This window comes from Pedobacter boryungensis, assembly GCF_013204825.1.
Lineage (GTDB): Bacteria > Bacteroidota > Bacteroidia > Sphingobacteriales > Sphingobacteriaceae > Pedobacter > Pedobacter boryungensis.
On sequence record NZ_JABMKV010000001.1, the window covers coordinates 1,128,689 to 1,147,053 of the forward strand.

The window sequence follows — 18,365 nt, forward strand, 5'->3', positions numbered from 1 at the left end:
TATTGTTATTTAATATCAACCGTAATTTCTTGTGATTTTTGATCTCTAAAAACAGTCATTGTTGTTGTTTTTTTTGATGTAATTGTTAAACGTGCATCAAACAGATCTTTAATGTTATTTATCTTTTGATCTGCAAAGTACAAAATGACATCATTTTCTTTAACCAAAGGGTACAATATACTTTTTAAATTACTTTTGGTCACTAACACTCCATTTTTATCGGGCATTCCTGTTGCCGATTGCTCTGCTAAAGTCTGTATATTTTTAACTTTTAGATTAAAGAAATCAACTTCCTTATCTTCTACAATTTTTAAGTTAACTAAGGTTGGTATCACTACCCTTTTAGCTAGCTTTTTTAAACGAGGAGAAACTACTCCAAAATTCATGTCAATAGATTTTATACCTAAACTCAATGCTGGTGAGTTAGCTTTTAAACTAAAATTACCATTAGTTGCATCTGCAAATAAAGCATCTCCATAAGTAGAATTCATATCTGTTTTTTGCAATCGAGCTTTATCAAGCGAAGCTTGATCTGGAAAGAAATTATAATCGATCTGTTTTCCCCAATCGGTAATTCGGATAGGTTGATAGGCTGAGCCCACAATGTTATGTTTAAATAGATCATTGCTGTTTTTAAACCACACATGTGGATGAAAAGAATTATTAATCATCACATTATTCTCCACCACTCTGTTAAAGCCTTCACGCAATTTAATGCCGCCATTTAGGCACACGTTATTTTTTATAATATAGTTCGATGATCCATCGTCTAAATCAATATCCCAACCATTATCACATCTAAAACGGTTATTAAATAATGTGGTTGGTTCAATTGCATCTAGTAAAATCAATTCGGGATGGTTTTTAACTAAACTATCCATGATTTCTCGTTTGGGATGCCAAAAACGATCTCGACCCCAAGAGTTAAATGCGCCGTGATCGCCAGTTTCTAAAACGGTATTAAATACATCATTGTAGGCAATATAATGGCCACCCCATGTGCCTTCATTACAATTAATGCCTGCTCTTGGTACATCATAAATGGTATTGTGTAGTACTTCAATATTTCTCGACATAGAAATTTGTACACCAGCAGTTTGTTTTTCTACTTCTCCAATTTGATGAATTAGGTTATCAGAAACCTTACAAAATCTTGGATAATTATCGCCTTTTGGACCTTTAGCTCGATCTATATCTTTTAGTGCTACAAAATCCTGGTACTTATAACTTGGCGAACGTACTGCCGCTGGATCGCCAACAAATGAGATTGCACTAGCGCCAATATTTTTAATGTGGCAACTGGTTACCGTATTGTATTGATTAAAGTTACTGAAAACAATGGCGTTGCCGCCTAAAAATTGCAAATCGCAATTGGTGATATTGATATGTGCAGTTTGTTCTGCAAAAATTGCCGCTCCTCTATACATCGTCCAATCACTTCGTAGTAAAGGCTCACTCGTTTTCATAAACGTACGTAAGGTATGCGTTAAGGTTAAACCCTCTATATTTATGTACTCAACAGGTTTATCAACTGTTCCATTAAAAGTAATTAAACTTTCTAGTTGTGGGGTTTGTATCAACGCCGTTGATAAATTTAAATCCTTTTCAGGAATGATATACAATTGATGTGTTTGGCTATCGTAATACCACTCGTTCTGCTGATCTAGCTCTTCCTTTATATTTTCTACAAATCTGTATTTGGCATGCATAGCCGATGGTCTATTGTTTTGCCATCCTCCTTCCATTACGAGTTTACCTGAATTATCTTTCCCAGTAATTTTATAACTTAAATCACCCCAAAGACTATTGTGCATGGCATGAATAAATGCGCCAACAGGATTTTTCCAGGTTGCAATTCTTTCTGGAGCAATTGCATCTGCGGCAGCTCCACCATAAGGAAGTACACCCTCCTTATAATTAGGGTAACGAGCCATTACCATTCGTTTACCATTAATAAAGAGTTGATCAAATTTTAGATTAGTATCTTTTAAATCAGCAGAAAAAACACCATTCCCAAGTGGTTTCCATGTTAGCTTTAATACTTTATCACTACTTAGAATAGGAATCTCTTTTGCATAGGCTTTAATTGTTAATGTGCCATTTTTATTTCTGCTATCGAGGGCTGTGAATGTTAATGCTTTCGGTAAATAATAATTACCACCACGCACAAATATTATTATCGATTGTTCAGGGTATTTTCTAGCTATTTCTATTGCCTTCTGTAGGGTTGCGAATGGCTTTACTAAAGTACCTGGATTATGATCATTGCCATTTACAGCAACATAAAAGTCTTTCGCTTGGACAGTAAATGAAACTGCTACAAAAAGTAACACATAAATTATTTTTCTCATCTATCGCTATAACCTTGTTCCTTTTGTTTTTCTAAAAGTGCTTTCAATTCTTTAACAATCAACGGATATTTGGTGTATAGATTAATTGTTTCACGTTCATCTTTTTCCATATCATACAACTGTCCATCAGGGTCATCTGGCTTACCTTTTTTCATAGACCAACCACCACTTCCTTTGCCATCAATAAATTTCCATTTTCCTTTTCTAATGGCAAACATGCCGTCTATAGAATGATGAATAATGCTTTCACGGACAGGTTTAACATCTCCCATTAAAGCAGGTTGTAAATTGAAACTATCTGGACCAGCACCCGCTGGAAGTTTTTGATTTGTAATTCCTGCGAATGTTGCCATTAAATCTGTTAAACAGGTAATTTGTGAAATAGTGCGATTTGCCTTAACCGAAGCTGGCCAGCGTACAATTAACGGAATATGATGTCCACCCTCCCAAATATCAGATTTCTCTCCCCTAAAAATATAATTTGCATGGTGTAAAGGATATTCCTTTTCATCACCTGGCTTCCAATCGGCGCCATTATCAGATGTAAAAATAACAATTGTATTTTTCGCAATACCTAAGCTATCTAGTGTTTTTAAAATCCTACCTACTGCATCATCAGTGTGTTGTACAAAATCTCCATAAATACCAGCTTTAGAAGTGTTTTTAAATTTATCGGCTGGCAGCCATGGTGTATGTGGACTTGTTAAAGGAAGATAAAGGAAAAAAGGTTCTTTTTTTGTACTTGCCTTAACCACGTAATCTTGTGCTTTAGCAATAAAAACATCGAGTGTTTTTTCGATCACAAAGTTTTCTGCAGCTGGGCCAGCTCTCCAAAAAACGCCTCTTGGTGAATTTGAGCCTTTAAAAGGCACCAATGGCAGACTTGTAGATTTCCCATTTTCCAAATATGTATAGGGTGGCATATCCAAAGATGCAGCAATGATATAGCTGTAATCAAATCCATTTTGATTAGGGCCTGTTTTTACGGGTACTTGGTAGTTTACATTACTTAAATCAGGTTTATATTGATCTTCTCCAGGAGTAATTGCCTTTTTAGTACCATCTATAGGTGTCCAGTTAAAGCCTAAATGCCATTTACCAATAATTGCAGTTTGATAACCGGCTGCCTTTGCCAAATTAGCTACCGTATATCTAGATTCTTCTATCAATGCAGGAGAATAACCATTTAACACTCCTTTTTTAAGGGTCGATCTAAATGCATATCTACCCGTTAAAATCCCATATCGAGTTGGTGTACATACCGCTGATCCAGAATGTGCATTGGTAAAAACAGCACCTTCATTAATCAGACGATCTAAATTTGGTGTGCTTACTTGCGCATCGGCATTTAATTTTTTAATATCCCCATAGCCCATGTCATCTGCCAAAATATAAATTACATTGGGTTTTTGCTGGTTACCTTGAGCTAAACAAGCAAAACTTGCTAGCGTTAAAAATAAACCTAAATAAAGCTGTCTTTTCATATTTATTCCCCTGTTTTAAATCTACGGTCTTTTAGCCATAATAACCTTGCGGTAATTTGTGGTGAAGTGGCTATCTTTCCTGTCGATTGTTCAATCTTGCCAACGGTTTCGTATTTCTCTGGTCTAATCGCTGCTAAATAAATGTATTCGTCTCTTACATAATTATCACCACCAGCATGACCTTTACCAGTCGTTCCATCTACATTACCAGCAAAACGACCATTTTGTATGTTTGCCAATACCACATCAAAATAGGTATTTGCCATTGCCATCATATCTGCTTTAGTTACACCATATTTTGCTGCATCATAAGCTAGCCACATCCCTTCGCTTTCGTAAGCAAAATGATTAGTATCTTCTATCCTAGATACTAATGCGTAATCAAATATCCAGCAATTTGTACCTAACGAAGACGTATATGATTTTACATTTCGCTTAAACCAATTGATATTTTCGGTTATAAGCTCGTCGTATAATTTCACTTTATCCTGTGCATCGTTAAGTAATATATGGCATTGCGATAAACGAATTAAGCCATTTGTTAACATAAATAACTGATTCCAAGGCGCAGCTTCTTTTGGTTTGTAGGTGTTTGGAGCATCTGGAAAATAAAATTTCTTATCTTTCCTTACAAAGTAGGGTAAAATCCAATTCTCAATAACAAAATCGGATTGCTTTACATAAGTTAAAGCTCTTTCTTTATAGGTAAGTCCAAATCCTTTTGAATCTCCAAAACTCACTTTTTTATTCCAGATTGCTGGATTTGATAAAATTAGTTTTGCGCTATATAGCATATGCGCCAATACACTTCCTTGTTCTATACCCGCACCAGCTGGAGAAATGTTAGCTTTTGAAGGTGGCCAAACTGGTTCGATTTTGCCTGTCCATACTACTCTTTGACCGCCATTGGTTGCAGTTGCTAAATCATTACGACCTGCCAATGCATTGTCGCAATAATAAATCATTCTATCTAAAATTTCTTGATCGTTTGTTATTTCATACATCAAACCGCAGGCCTCTATAACTTTACCTGGATTGCCATATACATATACATTTCCATCTGCCGAGGCAGGTGCTTTAACATCTCTAATATGTGCTTTAAATGCAGTTATTTCATTTTTAGTAACAGGTCCAGTGAAGCTTTCTACTAGTAATTTAGATCCTAAAGATGGTTTTTCTGTTTCTTGCACCTTCTCTTGCGCAAATGAACAAAGTGTGATAAAAAATAATATAGATGTAAAAATCAATTTATTCATTGCATTAGGGATAATCTTTAAACAAGAATATTTAAAAACAATGGTATTAAAGTTTACAGAATAAGCATACTATTCTTCAATATTAGCAAATAACCTAATCATTAAAATTTAGGCTTTCGCCACAAGCATTTTATGACATAAAAAATGAGAAACAGTAATTATGTTTCTCATTCATTAATGTTAATATAAATTATTGTTCTGTTTTTATTTAAAGCCAAATAAGAAAGGGAAAATGAAGGTTACTATAATTGCCCATATTAGATAAATAGGTAAATAATAAGCAATGGTTTTGCCTACAGCGCTAATATTTACTTTTCTTTGAGCAGCTTTATACAATTGAACCGTTACCAACAAGAGATTAATTAATATCAATGCATTACTTCCTAAAACTGCTACTCTGTTTGGTGTAATTCCCCATTGAACTATTCGGAATATAATTGCTGAAAGTGCTACTCCGTTTACGATAATGGTTACAACCGAAAGTAAAAAAAGTATCCAGATTTGTGTATTGCTTTTGGTAGACTGATTTGTTTCTGCAATAGAAAAGAAAATCAGTGCCATTACTCCGACTAACAGTGCATTAAAAATGAGTAAGAACTCACGGTCATTGTATGGGTTTTTTGCCGAATATATAATCGCGATTAGATAAACCACCAACATCACTAAAACTAGTGGACTGAACAATTTAGCGATTACTGGTGAAATTTTACCAACTAATTGTGGATTAGTTTGAATTAGATAAGTGGCTACTATCGGTGCAGCACAAGCTCCGAATACTCCGATATAATTAAAATAGAAATCTTCAATATGTAAGCCAATTAATAAAAACAGGTTAATAGTAAGTGCAGTTAATATTCCGCCAGCGATACCAATTAGGCCTGTCATTACAACTAAATCGCCTAAGTATTTTAAAAATGCAAGTCGCTTATCCTCAATGTTTCTATAATCGCCAACAAAAGTAAAGCAGAGTATTGAACCTAAAAACAGTACCAAATGAATACATGATAAAATCAAGGTATCACTTGTTTTAACGTTTGGCAAATAGTTAATAAAAACCACGCCTGCTAAGGTTGCACAAGCAATAAAAGCAATTTTACCTGTTGATAGTTTGTTTTTCCAAGCAAAGTAAGCTGTTAACGCCGGAAAAACGATAAAGCCAATATTTCTTGGATAGAAATAATCTTCGCTAAGATTAAGCAATACTGGCAATTTTGCAATAAGACCTGCTAAAAGGGAAGCAATAATTACAAATACCAATTCTTTACCCGTTCCCCATTTAACTGTTTCGCTTTCGTAATTTAATCTTTCATCCCAAAAATCTGCTACCGTACTTCCTTTAAGCTCTGGATATAATTCATTAAATGCTTGCTTAAATTGAGACTTATTAGTTCGATAGAGTTTTTCGAGTTGTTTAGGATCGTTGATGTGAATTACAATTTGATCTTTCATGAGCTTTTAATTTATACTATTAAATCTTTTAAAATTAGTTCCACAATGTGCCGGCAAAGCCTAATACTGTACCTAACCAAAGTGAAATTAAAAATCCTATAATGCTAATAATTACAGCTATTACTTTGCTCGAACCTCCTTTGTAACCTAACATATATTGCATAAAATAAGTGCCTAATCCACCTCCAGCAGCTGCTAAAGGAGTTATTATTAAAGGTCTGAGCATCCAAAATTGTCCCCATTCTGGTCTAGTGTATGTATTTCCAATTAAAAAAAATGTAACTAGAGCTAAGCCAATTCCGGCACCTACTAGCATTCTTGTAATTAATGACCGTTTATCAATTGGTCGTGATGCAAATTTGTTTTCTAATGTCATGGTTGTTTGATTTATAAGTTGTGAATATTTTTTTTCTTCTTTATTTTTCTTTAGTAAAAACGCGTTCTCCGCCATTTCTTTTAATGATTAACTGACTTTTTTCTACATCGAATTCAAAAGCTACTGCATTGTTGCCTTCGATTTTAAATTTATTTTGAGCTGTTGCTTCTAATGTTATGATGGCTTGTCCTGAGGGCTGAATATTAAGTGATGATCCGTTTCTGGTAACAGTAAATTTCACCGGTGCTGACGTAGAAGAGTACACACCAACATATTTATCTAAGATAGTTTCGCTCACTAAAAGTGCTTCGAATGTTGGAATCTCAACTGGTCTATTGTAATAAATATCCATAGTTGTTTTCATAATATCTGCTACTGGATATAACTTTGCATTAGTGGTATAAGCTACCGCTAGTTTCTCTTCTGGCTGGTAAGCTAGCCATGCACCATAATTATCACCTCCACCGGTGTGACCATAAAAAGTTTTATTTGCAAAAGAAAAAGCTTCCATTCCCGATCCATCTTCATCTTTGATGGTTTGCATAATAGCTAAATGTTCTTTTGTGATGAGTTTCGACTCAAACAAAGCATGAATAAATTTAGCCATGTCAACTGGTGTTGAAATTATTGACCCACCACCAAAAAGAATACTCGGATGTGTTTCGGGTTCTTGTTTCCAACCATTATTATATTTGTAGGTAAGGCTTTCATTTTTATTTACGTTAATGATTCCTGTGGCCACATAGGTATCGTTAAGTTTTAATTTTGATGTAATATTTGCTTTAAGAATTTCAGCATAGGTTTTACCTGTCAATTTCTCTATAATTAACCCCAAGAGCGCATAACCAGAATTACTGTACGCATGTTTCGTATTAGGTTCAAAATCAGATTTACCTTTTGCGATAATACCTACTAATTCATCTTTAGTGATTGATAGTGTTTTATCTTTAGGACGCAAGTTTGGATCTATTAACGCATCATGAATTCCACTACGATGTGCAAGAATTTGAGCAATTGTAATTTTATCGGCGTTAGCAATTTGAGGAAAAAACTTTGCTAGTGTATCTGTGAGTTTTAATTTTCCTTTCTCCACTAATTGAAAAATTAATACAGCTGTGTACATTTTAGTAACAGAAGCAATTCGATATCTGCTTGTCGTTGTAAGTGGTTTTTTTTGTGTTTCTCCAATTTCACTATAACCTATAGAACGTGTATAAACCACCTTGCCCTCTTTAGCAATAACTATTGTACCCATAGCCTTACTTTTTTCTGCTAACTTGTCGAAATACTGATCTAGTTTTGCTTTATTAACCGTTTGTGCGTAACTGGCGGTACCTACTGTCATCATTATTAGGCTAAGTACAATTATTCTTATGTTCATCATCTGCATAATTTGGTTTGTAATGTGTTCTCCACAAAAGTGCTTTGAGCTACAAAGTTAAATAAAAGTACTTTGCATTTCAAAGTAAATTGATAAATAAATTTATTTTTATTCAAATTATCCCCTCTTGTAATTACTGTGAGATAAAACCAGAATTAACTTTAAGTTAATTTTAGATCGTTTTTGCTATTCGGTTTCATTCTTTTTTAAACTGTTTTTACAAGGTGTTAACAAGGTGATAACAGGGTCATAACAAGGTAATAACAGGCTTATTGACCTTGTTAACTATTAGTTAAGTATTTTTGAGTGTCTGTTCTTTATAATGGGTAATTAGAACAATATATTTTCTGCCTCTTGCTTAGATAGCTTTTATGAATATTGCATAGGTAGGCTTGTTTTACAACTTGATTTTATGAGACAACTCGTAAACCTAAATTAGATTAATACAGCACAAACGTTTGTTTATGCCGTATACTTAATTTGCTTGTTGCGTTTACTTTAAATCTTCTATTGTTTGATCGTCTAATCTTTTGTTGTAAACTTTTAATGATGATACTATTCCATAAACTCCATTTTTAGTATCTCCTATCTCAGTTAAAGGAAATACGAGAGTTTGCATTCTGCTTATTTTATCTCTCGTATTTGGGAAGCTTACTTTTTTGTCCTCCATTTTTTGAACAAGCTTTCCGTCTACATATAACCAAGTTCCTCTTTCATTCCCTGTGATTAAAATTTTATAAGTTTTATCTTTTGAGAATACAAAATCGAACAAATCGGTATAATTTTCTCTAGTAAAGCCTAATTTCAATCCATTCTCTTGAAGTAAGAATACGCTGGCATTTTCAGATTTAAATAAAGTGACATCATCTTTACTTCCTACAGCTGGTTGTAAGGTAAAAGCAACTGAATACGGATAACCAATTTCTTTTAATGGCAGTCGAATTGATTTGGATGTTTTGGTAAGTAAATCATTTGTTAACACCAGTGAGTCTGTTGTGGTTGATTTTACTATAGCTCGCATATTAAGTCCAGGTCCCTCACCTATTTTAGTACTGTTTTTAGTAAAGTCACTCCAATTAGACTGTGCAGTTTTTCCTGTCCACATTTTTTCTGCTAATACTTGTAGCGCTGGGAAAGCTCTCTGGTGGACATCTTTCATGGTAATGCCATTACCAACATGATCGTTCCATACAGCAAACATCCCTCCTCTTATTTTAGGATGACCCATTGGGAAAACAACATTACCGATTTGATTAGGTTCCCAATTTTGATAAAGTTGTTTTACATTTAAAAAGTCATAGTAATACCCAGCGGCAGGAACAATATATAGCCATCCATCCGGTGTACTAATTTGGTCGTAACCTAAACGTACCATTTCTCTAGGTTCTGCATAACCATTGTACCAAGCGTTCATTGTTACCCCTTCTGCACTTACCGGAGTTTGTCCTTGTGCATGAGTTAGTGCACCCCATAGGCGTACTTTTTTACCAAAGCTCTGCACAAAACGAATGTAATGATCGGTAAATGCTCTAAAACTTTCGGCTTCTTTCTTTGCATATTCATCGGTACCGATATGAACTTCTGGATCAACGAAAACAGGATCTTTTCCACCTATATATTCTTTAAATACATTTTCTATAACTTCATAAGTTTTAGGATTATTGATATCCAAATGGTCCATTCCATACACTATACTCCCAATTTCAGGGAAGGCTTTGGTAAATGCTAAAGAATGTGCAGGAACATCTATTTCGGGTATAATGCGCATACCATATAATTTCGCAGTCTGCTGAAGTTCTTTAAACTCTGCTTTTGTATAGTGACCATCTTTTGCAGTTAATTGAGGATATACGGTGCTCTCTAACCTAAATGCTGAATAAGTTTTATTCCAATCACCGTCAAAAAACTGTTTAAATCCGTTATCATTTAAATGAATATGGAAATCGCCCATTTTATAGTAGGCCATCATTTTTACATAATGTTTTAAAAAGTTGAGTGTAAAAAATTTACGACCTACATCGAGCACAAATCCCCTTACTTCATACTTAGGATAATCGTGTGTTGTACCTTTTACAATTTGACGATGTAAAGGATCTTGTTCTAAAAGTTGTAGAATGGTTCTCGTAGCCCAAAAGGTTCCTTTATAATAAGGGGCTTTAATGTGTACAGTTTGATCAATATTAATTGCGTAACCTTCGTTCCCTAAGTTTTGCTGTGTTGGAGTTAAACTCAAGATAATATCTCCAGGTCTTGCCTTTCCATTAGAGATAGTTAAGTTATTAAAGCCTGTTACGAGTTTAAGGTCTTTCAAAAAGATTTCGGCAGCTGGTTGTAAAACCTTTTTTGCTGTTGCACTAACAATAATTCTACTCGTTTTTAATAATTTAAAATAACCATTGCCACCCTTCCATTCTTGTAGGGCTGGAATTACAAATGGTTGTTTGTTAACACCCGTCTCTGGACGAAATTGACCTACTACTTGCAAGGTTTGTGGAAATTCGTACGAGCGATTGTTTTGTGTATTCTTTAACTTAAAAACCAATTGTACTTCAGAATCAGTTAAGGGTTGATATACTTTCCCATCTGTATTTATAACCGGTTTTCTACTCGACCCGTATAAGAAAAGCTGATATCCTGCTGTCGGTTTTGGAAGCACCAACTGATGAGTACCTTGCTCCAACTTTTTGGAAAAGGATAATTGTGAAATTACGGCTTTAAATGCTGTCGAATCTTCGCTGGTTAGCTTTTCTTCCTGTGCATATGCGCTTCCAAACTGAAAATTTAACAGGAGTATTGCGAGGATTGGCAGTTTAATTTTAAGAGACATGATGGTTAATAAAGTTTGGTTAGGGATTGCTCTAAACTAGAAATATTTTGATGTAAGGGAATGGTTTAATGCAACACAAACGTTTGAACTGTTCAATGTATAATGTAAATCATAAAAAAGAAAGATCTTCATCAAACGTTCTAACAGCTTTAGTTGTTATCTTGTAGTATTATTCTTATACGATGGATTATATTGATTACTATAAGGCTTTAGGCGTTACCAAAAGTGCAACTGCTGATGAGATAAAAAAGGCATATCGAAAACTTGCACGTCAGCACCATCCAGATTTAAATCCTAATAATGCTGAGACTGAAAAACTATTTCAGCAGATTAATGAGGCAAATGAAGTATTGAGCGATCCTGAGAAAAGGAAAAAATATGATCAATACGGAAATGATTGGAAGCATGCCGAACAATATGAAGAAGCTCGCAAACAGCAACAATCATCTGGACGTGGTGGTGCAGGAAATCCCTTTGGTGGAGGAGGCAACCCTTTCGAAAGTGGGCAATACGGATCCTTTACTGGAGACGGTGGTGACTTTTCAGATTTCTTCTCATCGATGTTTGGTAACCGTGGTGGTAGCAGCAGGCAATCCAAATTTAGAGGACAAGATTTCCGTGCCTCTGTTCAACTTAATTTATCTGAAGTTTATCAAACTCATAAAAGAACCTTTACCATTAATGGAAAGAATATCCGTATTACGGTACCTGCTGGTATTGAAAATGGACAGGAAATAAAAATTGCTGGTTATGGTGCACCTGGCACAAATGGTGGTCCGAATGGTGATTTATATGTTTCTTTTGAGATTAAAAATGATACTTCATTTGTGCGTAAGGGAAATGATCTTTACAAGGATGTAAGCATCAATCTTTATACAGCGGTGTTGGGTGGCGAAGAAATGATTGAAACTTTATCTGGAAAGGTAAAAATGAAAATAGCTGCTGAAACACAAAATGGAACAAAAGTACGCTTGAAGGGTAAAGGTTTTCCTGTATATAAAAAGGAAGGCGCATTTGGTGATCTCTACCTCACCTATCATGTAGAAATTCCGACTAAACTTACAGAGAAAGAAAAAGAATTATTTGGACAGCTTGCTAAAGAGCGTTAAATATTTAATGATTTAAAATCATTTAAAGATTACATAGAATGAAAAATAGTATAGATAAAGCACAAAGAATATCGGTTGAAGATTGCTGCGTTTACTATAGCATAGAAACAACATTTGTACAGCAATTAAATGAACAGGGTTTAATTGAACTCAGTCGTTCGGGTAAAAAAGCGTTTATTAGCTATGAGCAATTACCTGATTTAGAAAGATACATGCGCTTGCATTATGATTTAGAGATTAATATGGCGGGTATAGAAACCATCAAACATCTATTAAACAGAATGCAAGAACTACAGCAAAAATTAAAAAGTCTTCAAGGTTAGTTTGAAACTATTTTTTAGTAGTTTGTTTTAATAACCAATTTGCGATATCGTTTGCTGCTTTATCGTTCTCATACTTAACAGGCAACCTTCCATTTACATATTCGTTGTACAACCATGGATCCCCAACAGCTAATACTGTTCCTTTACCATACTTCACACTCACCATCACATTTTTCCCGTCTGTTGTTTTTAAGATAGGTTTGGCAGAATTGTTAATCGTAATTGAAGAGGCATCTTTTATAAAGATCGTTTTTGCAGTTTTTAGAATTGGGTTATTCTCTATGGTCAGTTCACCATCAGCAAAATGCTGGTCGTCTATAACATGAAGAATTAAATCTTTGTTAAAGGTAAAACCAAATTTAGTCGTCAACAGGTTTAAGTGTTCTAAATCAGCATTTACATCATCGTTTGCCATAATTAATAATACCCCGCCTTCCTTTACCCATTTTGCAATTGCTGTTGCTTCTGTTTCTGCTACATAATTAGGTTTCGGATTGTCTTTTAAATTATCTGGGTCTACGATAACGTAAATAGACGTACCTTTTAAATTTGTTTCATTTGGTGCAGTACTTAATGTTTTTAATTCTTTAGCACCATTCCTTTTAAAGGCTTCGCTGAAAATTGAAAAACCTGATGATGCTGTTTCATCCCATAAGTAATGAAAGCTAACCATGTTACCAGACTTGTCCTTTTTTGTTTCTTGGTTATAGTAGTTATCTAGTGTAACAGTTTGTGCTGTTGCTTTTAATCCAATAAAGATGATAAGTGTGAATAGCCAGCTTTTTAATGAAATGTTGCGTATCATAAGAATAAGGTTTTATCAATTCTAGTTACAAATATATAATTTGAAGCTGCTGTTTAGTATGTTTTTTTATCAATGTCATCAACAGTTTATGCGATGTGTTGTTTTGTAAAGGTGTTCGTAGTTACTTTATTACCAAGCTGATTTTCTTAGCTTATTTATGCATTAAGATACCCAATCGAGTTTACAAGTTGATTGCATTCTCCTTCGGGATGCTACAAGGCCGCTTGGGAATAGGTTGTGGTCTAGGAAGGGTTCAGGTTTTATAATGCAGGAGCTTTGTCAAACTTCTTTGCATCTTGTTTAAAGTTTGACAAAGCTAAATTCTTACCTTATTTATGCATTAAGATACCCCAATCGAGTTGAGTATGACGAACTATGAATTATAATGCAGGAGCTTTGTCAAACTTCTTTGCATCTTGTTAAAAGTTTGACAAAGCTAAATTCTTAACTTATTTATTCATTAAGATATCCAATCGAGTTGGTTATGACAAACTATGAATGGTTGTGCAAATTGTTGTCATAGTATATTCCCATTGATTAATTGCCTATGCTTAATTCCCTATCCTTCTTTTTTCGTCATCGTTACTTTGTTCGATTTTCTTGTTACTGAATTTTTTACCCGAGCTGAAGGTATAATTTAAGGATAAGTTAATTGTTCTGGTTTGTCTTTTCTGATAGAAATCTATGCTCGTTCCTAAATACTCCGTATAACTTTTTTCTCTTGCGAGGTTAAAGATATCGGCGAAATAGGTTCTGATTTGTAGTTTTTTATTGAGTAGACGTTTGGTAAGCCCAGCATCTACATTAAATTGTTCTGAAGATTTGGTATTTGCATTTACAGAGGGTGAACGATAATAACCGTATACATCTAGGTCAACAATATTTTTAATCGTTACTGCGTGCTGCAATGAAACATTTAAGGTTGATTGAGAGATCTGATAATTGCCTAAATTATACCTTAAATTAAATCCTGATAGGGATGTATTCATTGTCCACCATTTAAAGAATTTAACTGGTGCATATATAGAAAAGCCGTATTCTTTACTACTGCTAAAATTGCGGTTTTGATATTCGATTACATTTCCTGCAACAGGTTGTGCCAATTGTGCAACTCGATCTGTGGTAACCGCAAAGTATAAATCTGCAGCAATGTCTTTCCAAAAATAACTTCCCACTTCAAATTTATGCGTATATTCTGGGGTAAGGTCCGGATTTCCGATTTGCACCAGATAATCATCAAACTGTAAACGGTAAGGATTTAAATCTGCAAAAGAAGGGCGTTGCAATCTCCTCCCATAACTAAAGTAAATAGCCGAACCTTTTTCTTCATCCAACTTTTGGTTTATGAACACCGAAGGGAAAAGTCCAAGATAGTTTCGTGTAAATTGATTGTTCAATGTGATTGAATTTCCATTCATATGGGTATGTTCTGCTCTTAAACCTGCTTTGACGCTTAGTTTTTTCCAGCTCTTTTCCATTGAAGCATAGGCCATGGAAAGGTCTTCCTTATAAATAAATTGGTTACTTAAATTGGGATTCAGCACCCAAGTACCTCCAGTGTAATTTTCGTTAATTACTTCATTATCTCTTGTTGTAGAGGCAAACTTCAAACCTGCTTTAATGGAAATCTGTTGTTTTAGCACTTTTGTATAATCTGTTTGAAGGCTATATACATTTGTAGTATTTGGGGTATTATTGCGGTAGGTAGAATTTTTTGAAGGCACATCGTAAACCGAAGAAAAGTTATTTACTTCCTTTCTATTGCTGTAAATATAATCGCCAATTACTTTAAAGCTTGAGCCTAAACTATCCAATTTCCATACATAATTTATAGTAGTTCCACTAAGACTAGGTTTTCTATACCAGTCAGATCTTGCCGTACCAGATAGTGGTTGAGCACCAATAAAATTATTATAGGTATTAAAATACTGGTTTAACTTAGTTCCGGTTTGAACTGTTTGGATGCCGATAGACTGATTTTTGCCTAAGTCGTACCCTGCGCTAAATTGATACTTAGTAGCATCATTGTTATTGTACCGATCTGTATTGCTGGAATAAGAATCCTGATTTGGATAAGTAACTCGATTAGTGGCGATGGATTCACTCTTTTCATTCCCAGCTGATACACTACCAAAAAGATACAAGTTCTTTACTTTATAGTTCAATGTTAGTCCAACTCCATACCCATACCGATTTTCGATTTGACGATATTGCGTATTTACACTTCCTACCAATCCGTCCTTACGAGATTTTTTAAGAATGATATGGATAATACCACCGGAGCCTGATGCTTCAAACTCTGATGGTGGACTAGAAATAATTTCAATTTTGCTAATGTCTTCAGATTTTAAGGTTCGCAGATAATCTGCAAGGTCATTTCCAGACATGCGTTGCACCACATCATTAATCATGACCATTACAGATTGATTTCCCCTTATTTTAATACCACCATTGTTATCTACCCAAATCCCTGGCGATCGCTGTAATACTTCTAGTCCGTTCATTCCATTTGCTAAGAAACTTCCCTCCACATTTACGATATATCGATCGGTTTTCCTTTCCATTAAAGGTTTGGTTCCTGTTACATTTACTGTTTTGAGTGCCAATTGATCATCACCCAGTGTAATTTGCTTTGCCGCAAGGGTATCAGGATAAGTGAAATCCATTTCCTTTGATTTAAAACCAACAGATGTAATTTTTAAGCGATATGTATAATTTGGCAAAAAATTAAACGCCAATTGAAAGTTCCCAGTTTCGTTACTAATGCTACCGCCCAAGAGCACATTATCATCAAATAACCCTACTGAGGCAAATGGAACCCCTTTACCTTTTAAATCAACTATTTTACCATTTAAAGTTGTTTTATAAATCGATTTTTCTTTTGCTAATTGCTTTCTACTACCAATTGCAATTAGTCTATTGGTAATCATCTGATGATAGAGGTTTTGCTCGGGTAATATCTTTGTCAATACCTCATTAACCGACATATTCGTTACGTTTAAAGATATTCTCATGGTATCAGAAACTACATCATCACTGTATACGAAACTATATTTACTCTGTTCTTCGATCTGTTTAAATAACGAACTGATAAATTGCTTGTTGAGATTAAGGGTTACCACTCGATCTTGTGCAAAAGTTAGCATGGGTAAGCTTAGTGCAATTAGTACGGTAATTATTTTTCTCATCTTTTAATCTTTAATAATTACCAGCTTATTGCTGATGGTATAGGTTAATGGATAAGAAAGTTTGAGTGCTTCTAAAACTTGTTTAATAGTTTCTGTGGTAAATGTTCCACTAAAGCGGCGTTCTTTTAATTGTGCACTTTGGATTTCAATTTTTAGTTCATATTTTTTTTCTAGCTGCAAAGCCAAATCTTTTAGTTTCTCCTTTTTGAAGATCAGCGTATCTGATGTCCATTTGGTTTCATTTAATAATGCCAAACTATTGATTGGTTCTATTATAAATTTTGAATGAGCGCCGTTTGCTGATGCATTTGGAATAATGAGTTTTTGATTAGGTTTAAGCAGCACCATATTTTCAGAGTCTGAAGTATGACTTACCTGGATTAACCCTCTGATTAAAGCCACTTCAATATTTGGTTTATCGCTATATGCATTTACATTGAATGCCGTTCCTTTTACTTCTATGGTAATATTACCAGCATGAATGAATAAAGGAATAGAAGAATTTTTCACTACATCAAAATAAGCTTCGCCCTTAAGGGTAATTTCACGTTTTTCTTTACCAAAGGCACTGTTGTACTGTAGCGCAGAGTTTTTGTTGAGCCAAATTTTTGTACCATCTGCTAATAATTTAAAAGATTTAGTAGTACCTGTGCTGATGGTTTCAATCTCTTGCTCAGTACGGTTTTGTAGCCTATAAATTAGGAATGTAGATGCGATTGCTAAAATAAATACGGATGCTATTTTAAGAAAAAGAGCGGTATTTAACTTTCTTTTTGGCGGGCTATAATCAAATGTTTCTTCAAAGTCGTCTGCCCCCGCCTTAGCTATCATTGCCCATGTAGTTCTTAACTTGTCTGTTTTTGAGTTTTTAACTTTCCGCTGGTTAAAATACTTGGTCAGCTTATCTGCAAGCTGTTTGTATTCTTCACTATTGTTGATCGCTATCGTTAAAAGCTCATTCTCCTCAGCAGCAATATCATTGCTGAGCTTTTTAGACAATAAGAATAGAAACTTATCTTTTTTCATGTTGTTGAATTTTGTTGCTTCATCTTTAGTAAAGAATAAAGCTGCTATTGTTTTAGCTTTTATATCTTAAGGACACTCGAATTTTAATTCATACTTATCTACCACAAAAAAAATAAAGAAGTGATTAGGAAAGTTTTTTGTGTTTTACTTGTTTTCTTTCTTGGATCGTAACCTAAATAACCGCTAATGGCTTCGGCTAGTGTAATTATGGCCTTATGCAATTGGTTTTCGACGGTTCTAATGGAGATGCCCAATATTTCTGCGACTTCATGACGTTTCAAGCCCTGCTCTTTAATTAACTTAAAAATCAGTCGACGCTGTTCTGGTAGTTTAGCTACAATTAGATCTAAAATTCTTGAGAGTTCTTTTTCTTCGGCAATGGTTGTTTGGTATGCGGAGACGATATCTAATGACTGTTCATCTGATGAAACAGTAACCAATCTGCTTTTTTTATGATTAGACCTCAGCCAATTTAAGCATGCATTTTTAATGGAGATAAAGAGATAGATTTCTGGATTGAGGATGTTGGTAAGCATGGCTCTTTTAAGCCATATCTTTACAAATAGCTCGGAAGTTATTTCTTCGGCACTTTCTAATTGTTTTACATATTGAAGGGCAAATGCTAATAATTTATCGTGGTAACGCAAAAAAAGTTCATCAAATGCATGTGTATTTCCACCTTGAATTTCCTTAAACAACACAATAAGGTGATCTTTCTTCTCTAGCATTAATGATTTTGTTTTGATGGCTAATTGTTTGGTTTTATTAAAGGACACCAAAAATCAGTGAT

At 34.5% G+C, this 18,365-nt stretch carries 13 protein-coding genes; 2 read left to right on the forward strand and 11 right to left on the reverse strand.

Going from position 1 to position 18,365, the window contains the following annotated elements; all coding sequences use genetic code 11:
- Nucleotides 1-5: 5 nt before the first annotated feature.
- The 7 genes from HQN85_RS04875 to HQN85_RS04905 all read right to left on the reverse strand — a co-directional run bounded on the left by HQN85_RS04875 (nucleotide 6) and on the right by HQN85_RS04905 (nucleotide 11,124).
- Entirely contained in the window at nucleotides 6-2,351 is a 2,346-nt protein-coding gene (locus HQN85_RS04875; RefSeq protein WP_173269375.1) for a peptide-binding protein, read from the reverse strand.
- Nucleotides 2,348-3,835, reverse strand: a complete 1,488-nt coding sequence (locus HQN85_RS04880; RefSeq protein WP_173269377.1) for a sulfatase-like hydrolase/transferase — start codon at nucleotides 3,833-3,835, stop codon at nucleotides 2,348-2,350. The genes HQN85_RS04875 and HQN85_RS04880 overlap by 4 nt, the downstream gene beginning before the upstream one ends.
- Before the next feature lie 2 nt (nucleotides 3,836-3,837).
- The gene (locus tag HQN85_RS04885) at nucleotides 3,838-5,091 is read right to left on the reverse strand and encodes an alpha-1,2-mannosidase (protein WP_216847220.1); all 1,254 of its coding nucleotides are present in this window, start codon (nucleotides 5,089-5,091) and stop codon (nucleotides 3,838-3,840) included.
- Between the two features lie 204 nt (nucleotides 5,092-5,295).
- On the reverse strand, nucleotides 5,296-6,540 hold the full coding sequence (locus HQN85_RS04890) for a hypothetical protein (protein WP_173269379.1): 1,245 nt from the start codon (nucleotides 6,538-6,540) through the stop codon (nucleotides 5,296-5,298).
- Nucleotides 6,541-6,574: 34 nt separating this feature from the next.
- Nucleotides 6,575-6,916 (reverse strand): potassium transporter KefB, encoded by a 342-nt coding sequence (locus tag HQN85_RS04895; RefSeq protein ID WP_173269380.1) that lies wholly within the window; start codon nucleotides 6,914-6,916, stop codon nucleotides 6,575-6,577.
- Between the two features lie 40 nt (nucleotides 6,917-6,956).
- Nucleotides 6,957-8,300, reverse strand: a complete 1,344-nt coding sequence (locus HQN85_RS04900; RefSeq protein ID WP_173269382.1) for a serine hydrolase domain-containing protein — start codon at nucleotides 8,298-8,300, stop codon at nucleotides 6,957-6,959.
- A 490-nt stretch (nucleotides 8,301-8,790) separates the two neighbouring features.
- The gene (locus HQN85_RS04905) at nucleotides 8,791-11,124 is read right to left on the reverse strand and encodes a family 20 glycosylhydrolase (RefSeq protein ID WP_173269384.1); all 2,334 of its coding nucleotides are present in this window, start codon (nucleotides 11,122-11,124) and stop codon (nucleotides 8,791-8,793) included.
- Between the two features lie 182 nt (nucleotides 11,125-11,306).
- On the opposite strand from HQN85_RS04905, the gene HQN85_RS04910 reads away from it, so the two are divergent.
- Nucleotides 11,307-12,233, forward strand: coding sequence for a DnaJ C-terminal domain-containing protein (locus tag HQN85_RS04910; RefSeq protein ID WP_173269386.1), 927 nt, complete (start codon nucleotides 11,307-11,309; stop codon nucleotides 12,231-12,233).
- A gap of 38 nt (nucleotides 12,234-12,271) precedes the next feature.
- Nucleotides 12,272-12,556, forward strand: a complete 285-nt coding sequence (locus HQN85_RS04915; RefSeq protein ID WP_216847221.1) for a chaperone modulator CbpM — start codon at nucleotides 12,272-12,274, stop codon at nucleotides 12,554-12,556.
- Between the two features lie 7 nt (nucleotides 12,557-12,563).
- Here HQN85_RS04915 and HQN85_RS04920 read toward each other — a convergent pair whose 3' ends face one another.
- From HQN85_RS04920 to HQN85_RS04935, 4 genes are all read right to left on the reverse strand, one after another.
- Entirely contained in the window at nucleotides 12,564-13,361 is a 798-nt protein-coding gene (locus HQN85_RS04920) for a hypothetical protein (protein ID WP_173269389.1), read from the reverse strand.
- Nucleotides 13,362-13,912: 551 nt separating this feature from the next.
- Nucleotides 13,913-16,549, reverse strand: coding sequence for a TonB-dependent receptor domain-containing protein (locus HQN85_RS04925; RefSeq protein WP_173269392.1), 2,637 nt, complete (start codon nucleotides 16,547-16,549; stop codon nucleotides 13,913-13,915).
- Between the two features lie 3 nt (nucleotides 16,550-16,552).
- Entirely contained in the window at nucleotides 16,553-17,575 is a 1,023-nt protein-coding gene (locus tag HQN85_RS04930; RefSeq protein WP_173269394.1) for a FecR family protein, read from the reverse strand.
- A gap of 98 nt (nucleotides 17,576-17,673) precedes the next feature.
- Nucleotides 17,674-18,303 (reverse strand): RNA polymerase sigma-70 factor, encoded by a 630-nt coding sequence (locus tag HQN85_RS04935; protein WP_216847222.1) that lies wholly within the window; start codon nucleotides 18,301-18,303, stop codon nucleotides 17,674-17,676.
- Nucleotides 18,304-18,365 lie beyond the last annotated feature (62 nt).

Excerpts from the sequence above, each read along its gene's own strand:
- HQN85_RS04920 (WP_173269389.1), bottom strand. The coding sequence starts at position 13,361 with ATGATACGCAACATTTCATTAAAAAGCTGGCTATTCACACTTATCATC.
- HQN85_RS04875 (WP_173269375.1), bottom strand. The coding sequence starts at position 2,351 with ATGAGAAAAATAATTTATGTGTTACTTTTTGTAGCAGTTTCATTTACT.
- HQN85_RS04885 (WP_216847220.1), bottom strand. The coding sequence starts at position 5,091 with ATGAATAAATTGATTTTTACATCTATATTATTTTTTATCACACTTTGT.
- HQN85_RS04890 (WP_173269379.1), bottom strand. The coding sequence starts at position 6,540 with ATGAAAGATCAAATTGTAATTCACATCAACGATCCTAAACAACTCGAA.
- HQN85_RS04915 (WP_216847221.1), top strand. The coding sequence starts at position 12,272 with ATGAAAAATAGTATAGATAAAGCACAAAGAATATCGGTTGAAGATTGC.
- HQN85_RS04910 (WP_173269386.1), top strand. The coding sequence starts at position 11,307 with ATGGATTATATTGATTACTATAAGGCTTTAGGCGTTACCAAAAGTGCA.
- HQN85_RS04900 (WP_173269382.1), bottom strand. The coding sequence starts at position 8,300 with ATGATGAACATAAGAATAATTGTACTTAGCCTAATAATGATGACAGTA.
- HQN85_RS04895 (WP_173269380.1), bottom strand. The coding sequence starts at position 6,916 with ATGACATTAGAAAACAAATTTGCATCACGACCAATTGATAAACGGTCA.
- HQN85_RS04930 (WP_173269394.1), bottom strand. The coding sequence starts at position 17,575 with ATGAAAAAAGATAAGTTTCTATTCTTATTGTCTAAAAAGCTCAGCAAT.
- HQN85_RS04880 (WP_173269377.1), bottom strand. The coding sequence starts at position 3,835 with ATGAAAAGACAGCTTTATTTAGGTTTATTTTTAACGCTAGCAAGTTTT.
- HQN85_RS04925 (WP_173269392.1), bottom strand. The coding sequence starts at position 16,549 with ATGAGAAAAATAATTACCGTACTAATTGCACTAAGCTTACCCATGCTA.
- HQN85_RS04905 (WP_173269384.1), bottom strand. The coding sequence starts at position 11,124 with ATGTCTCTTAAAATTAAACTGCCAATCCTCGCAATACTCCTGTTAAAT.
- HQN85_RS04935 (WP_216847222.1), bottom strand. The coding sequence starts at position 18,303 with ATGCTAGAGAAGAAAGATCACCTTATTGTGTTGTTTAAGGAAATTCAA.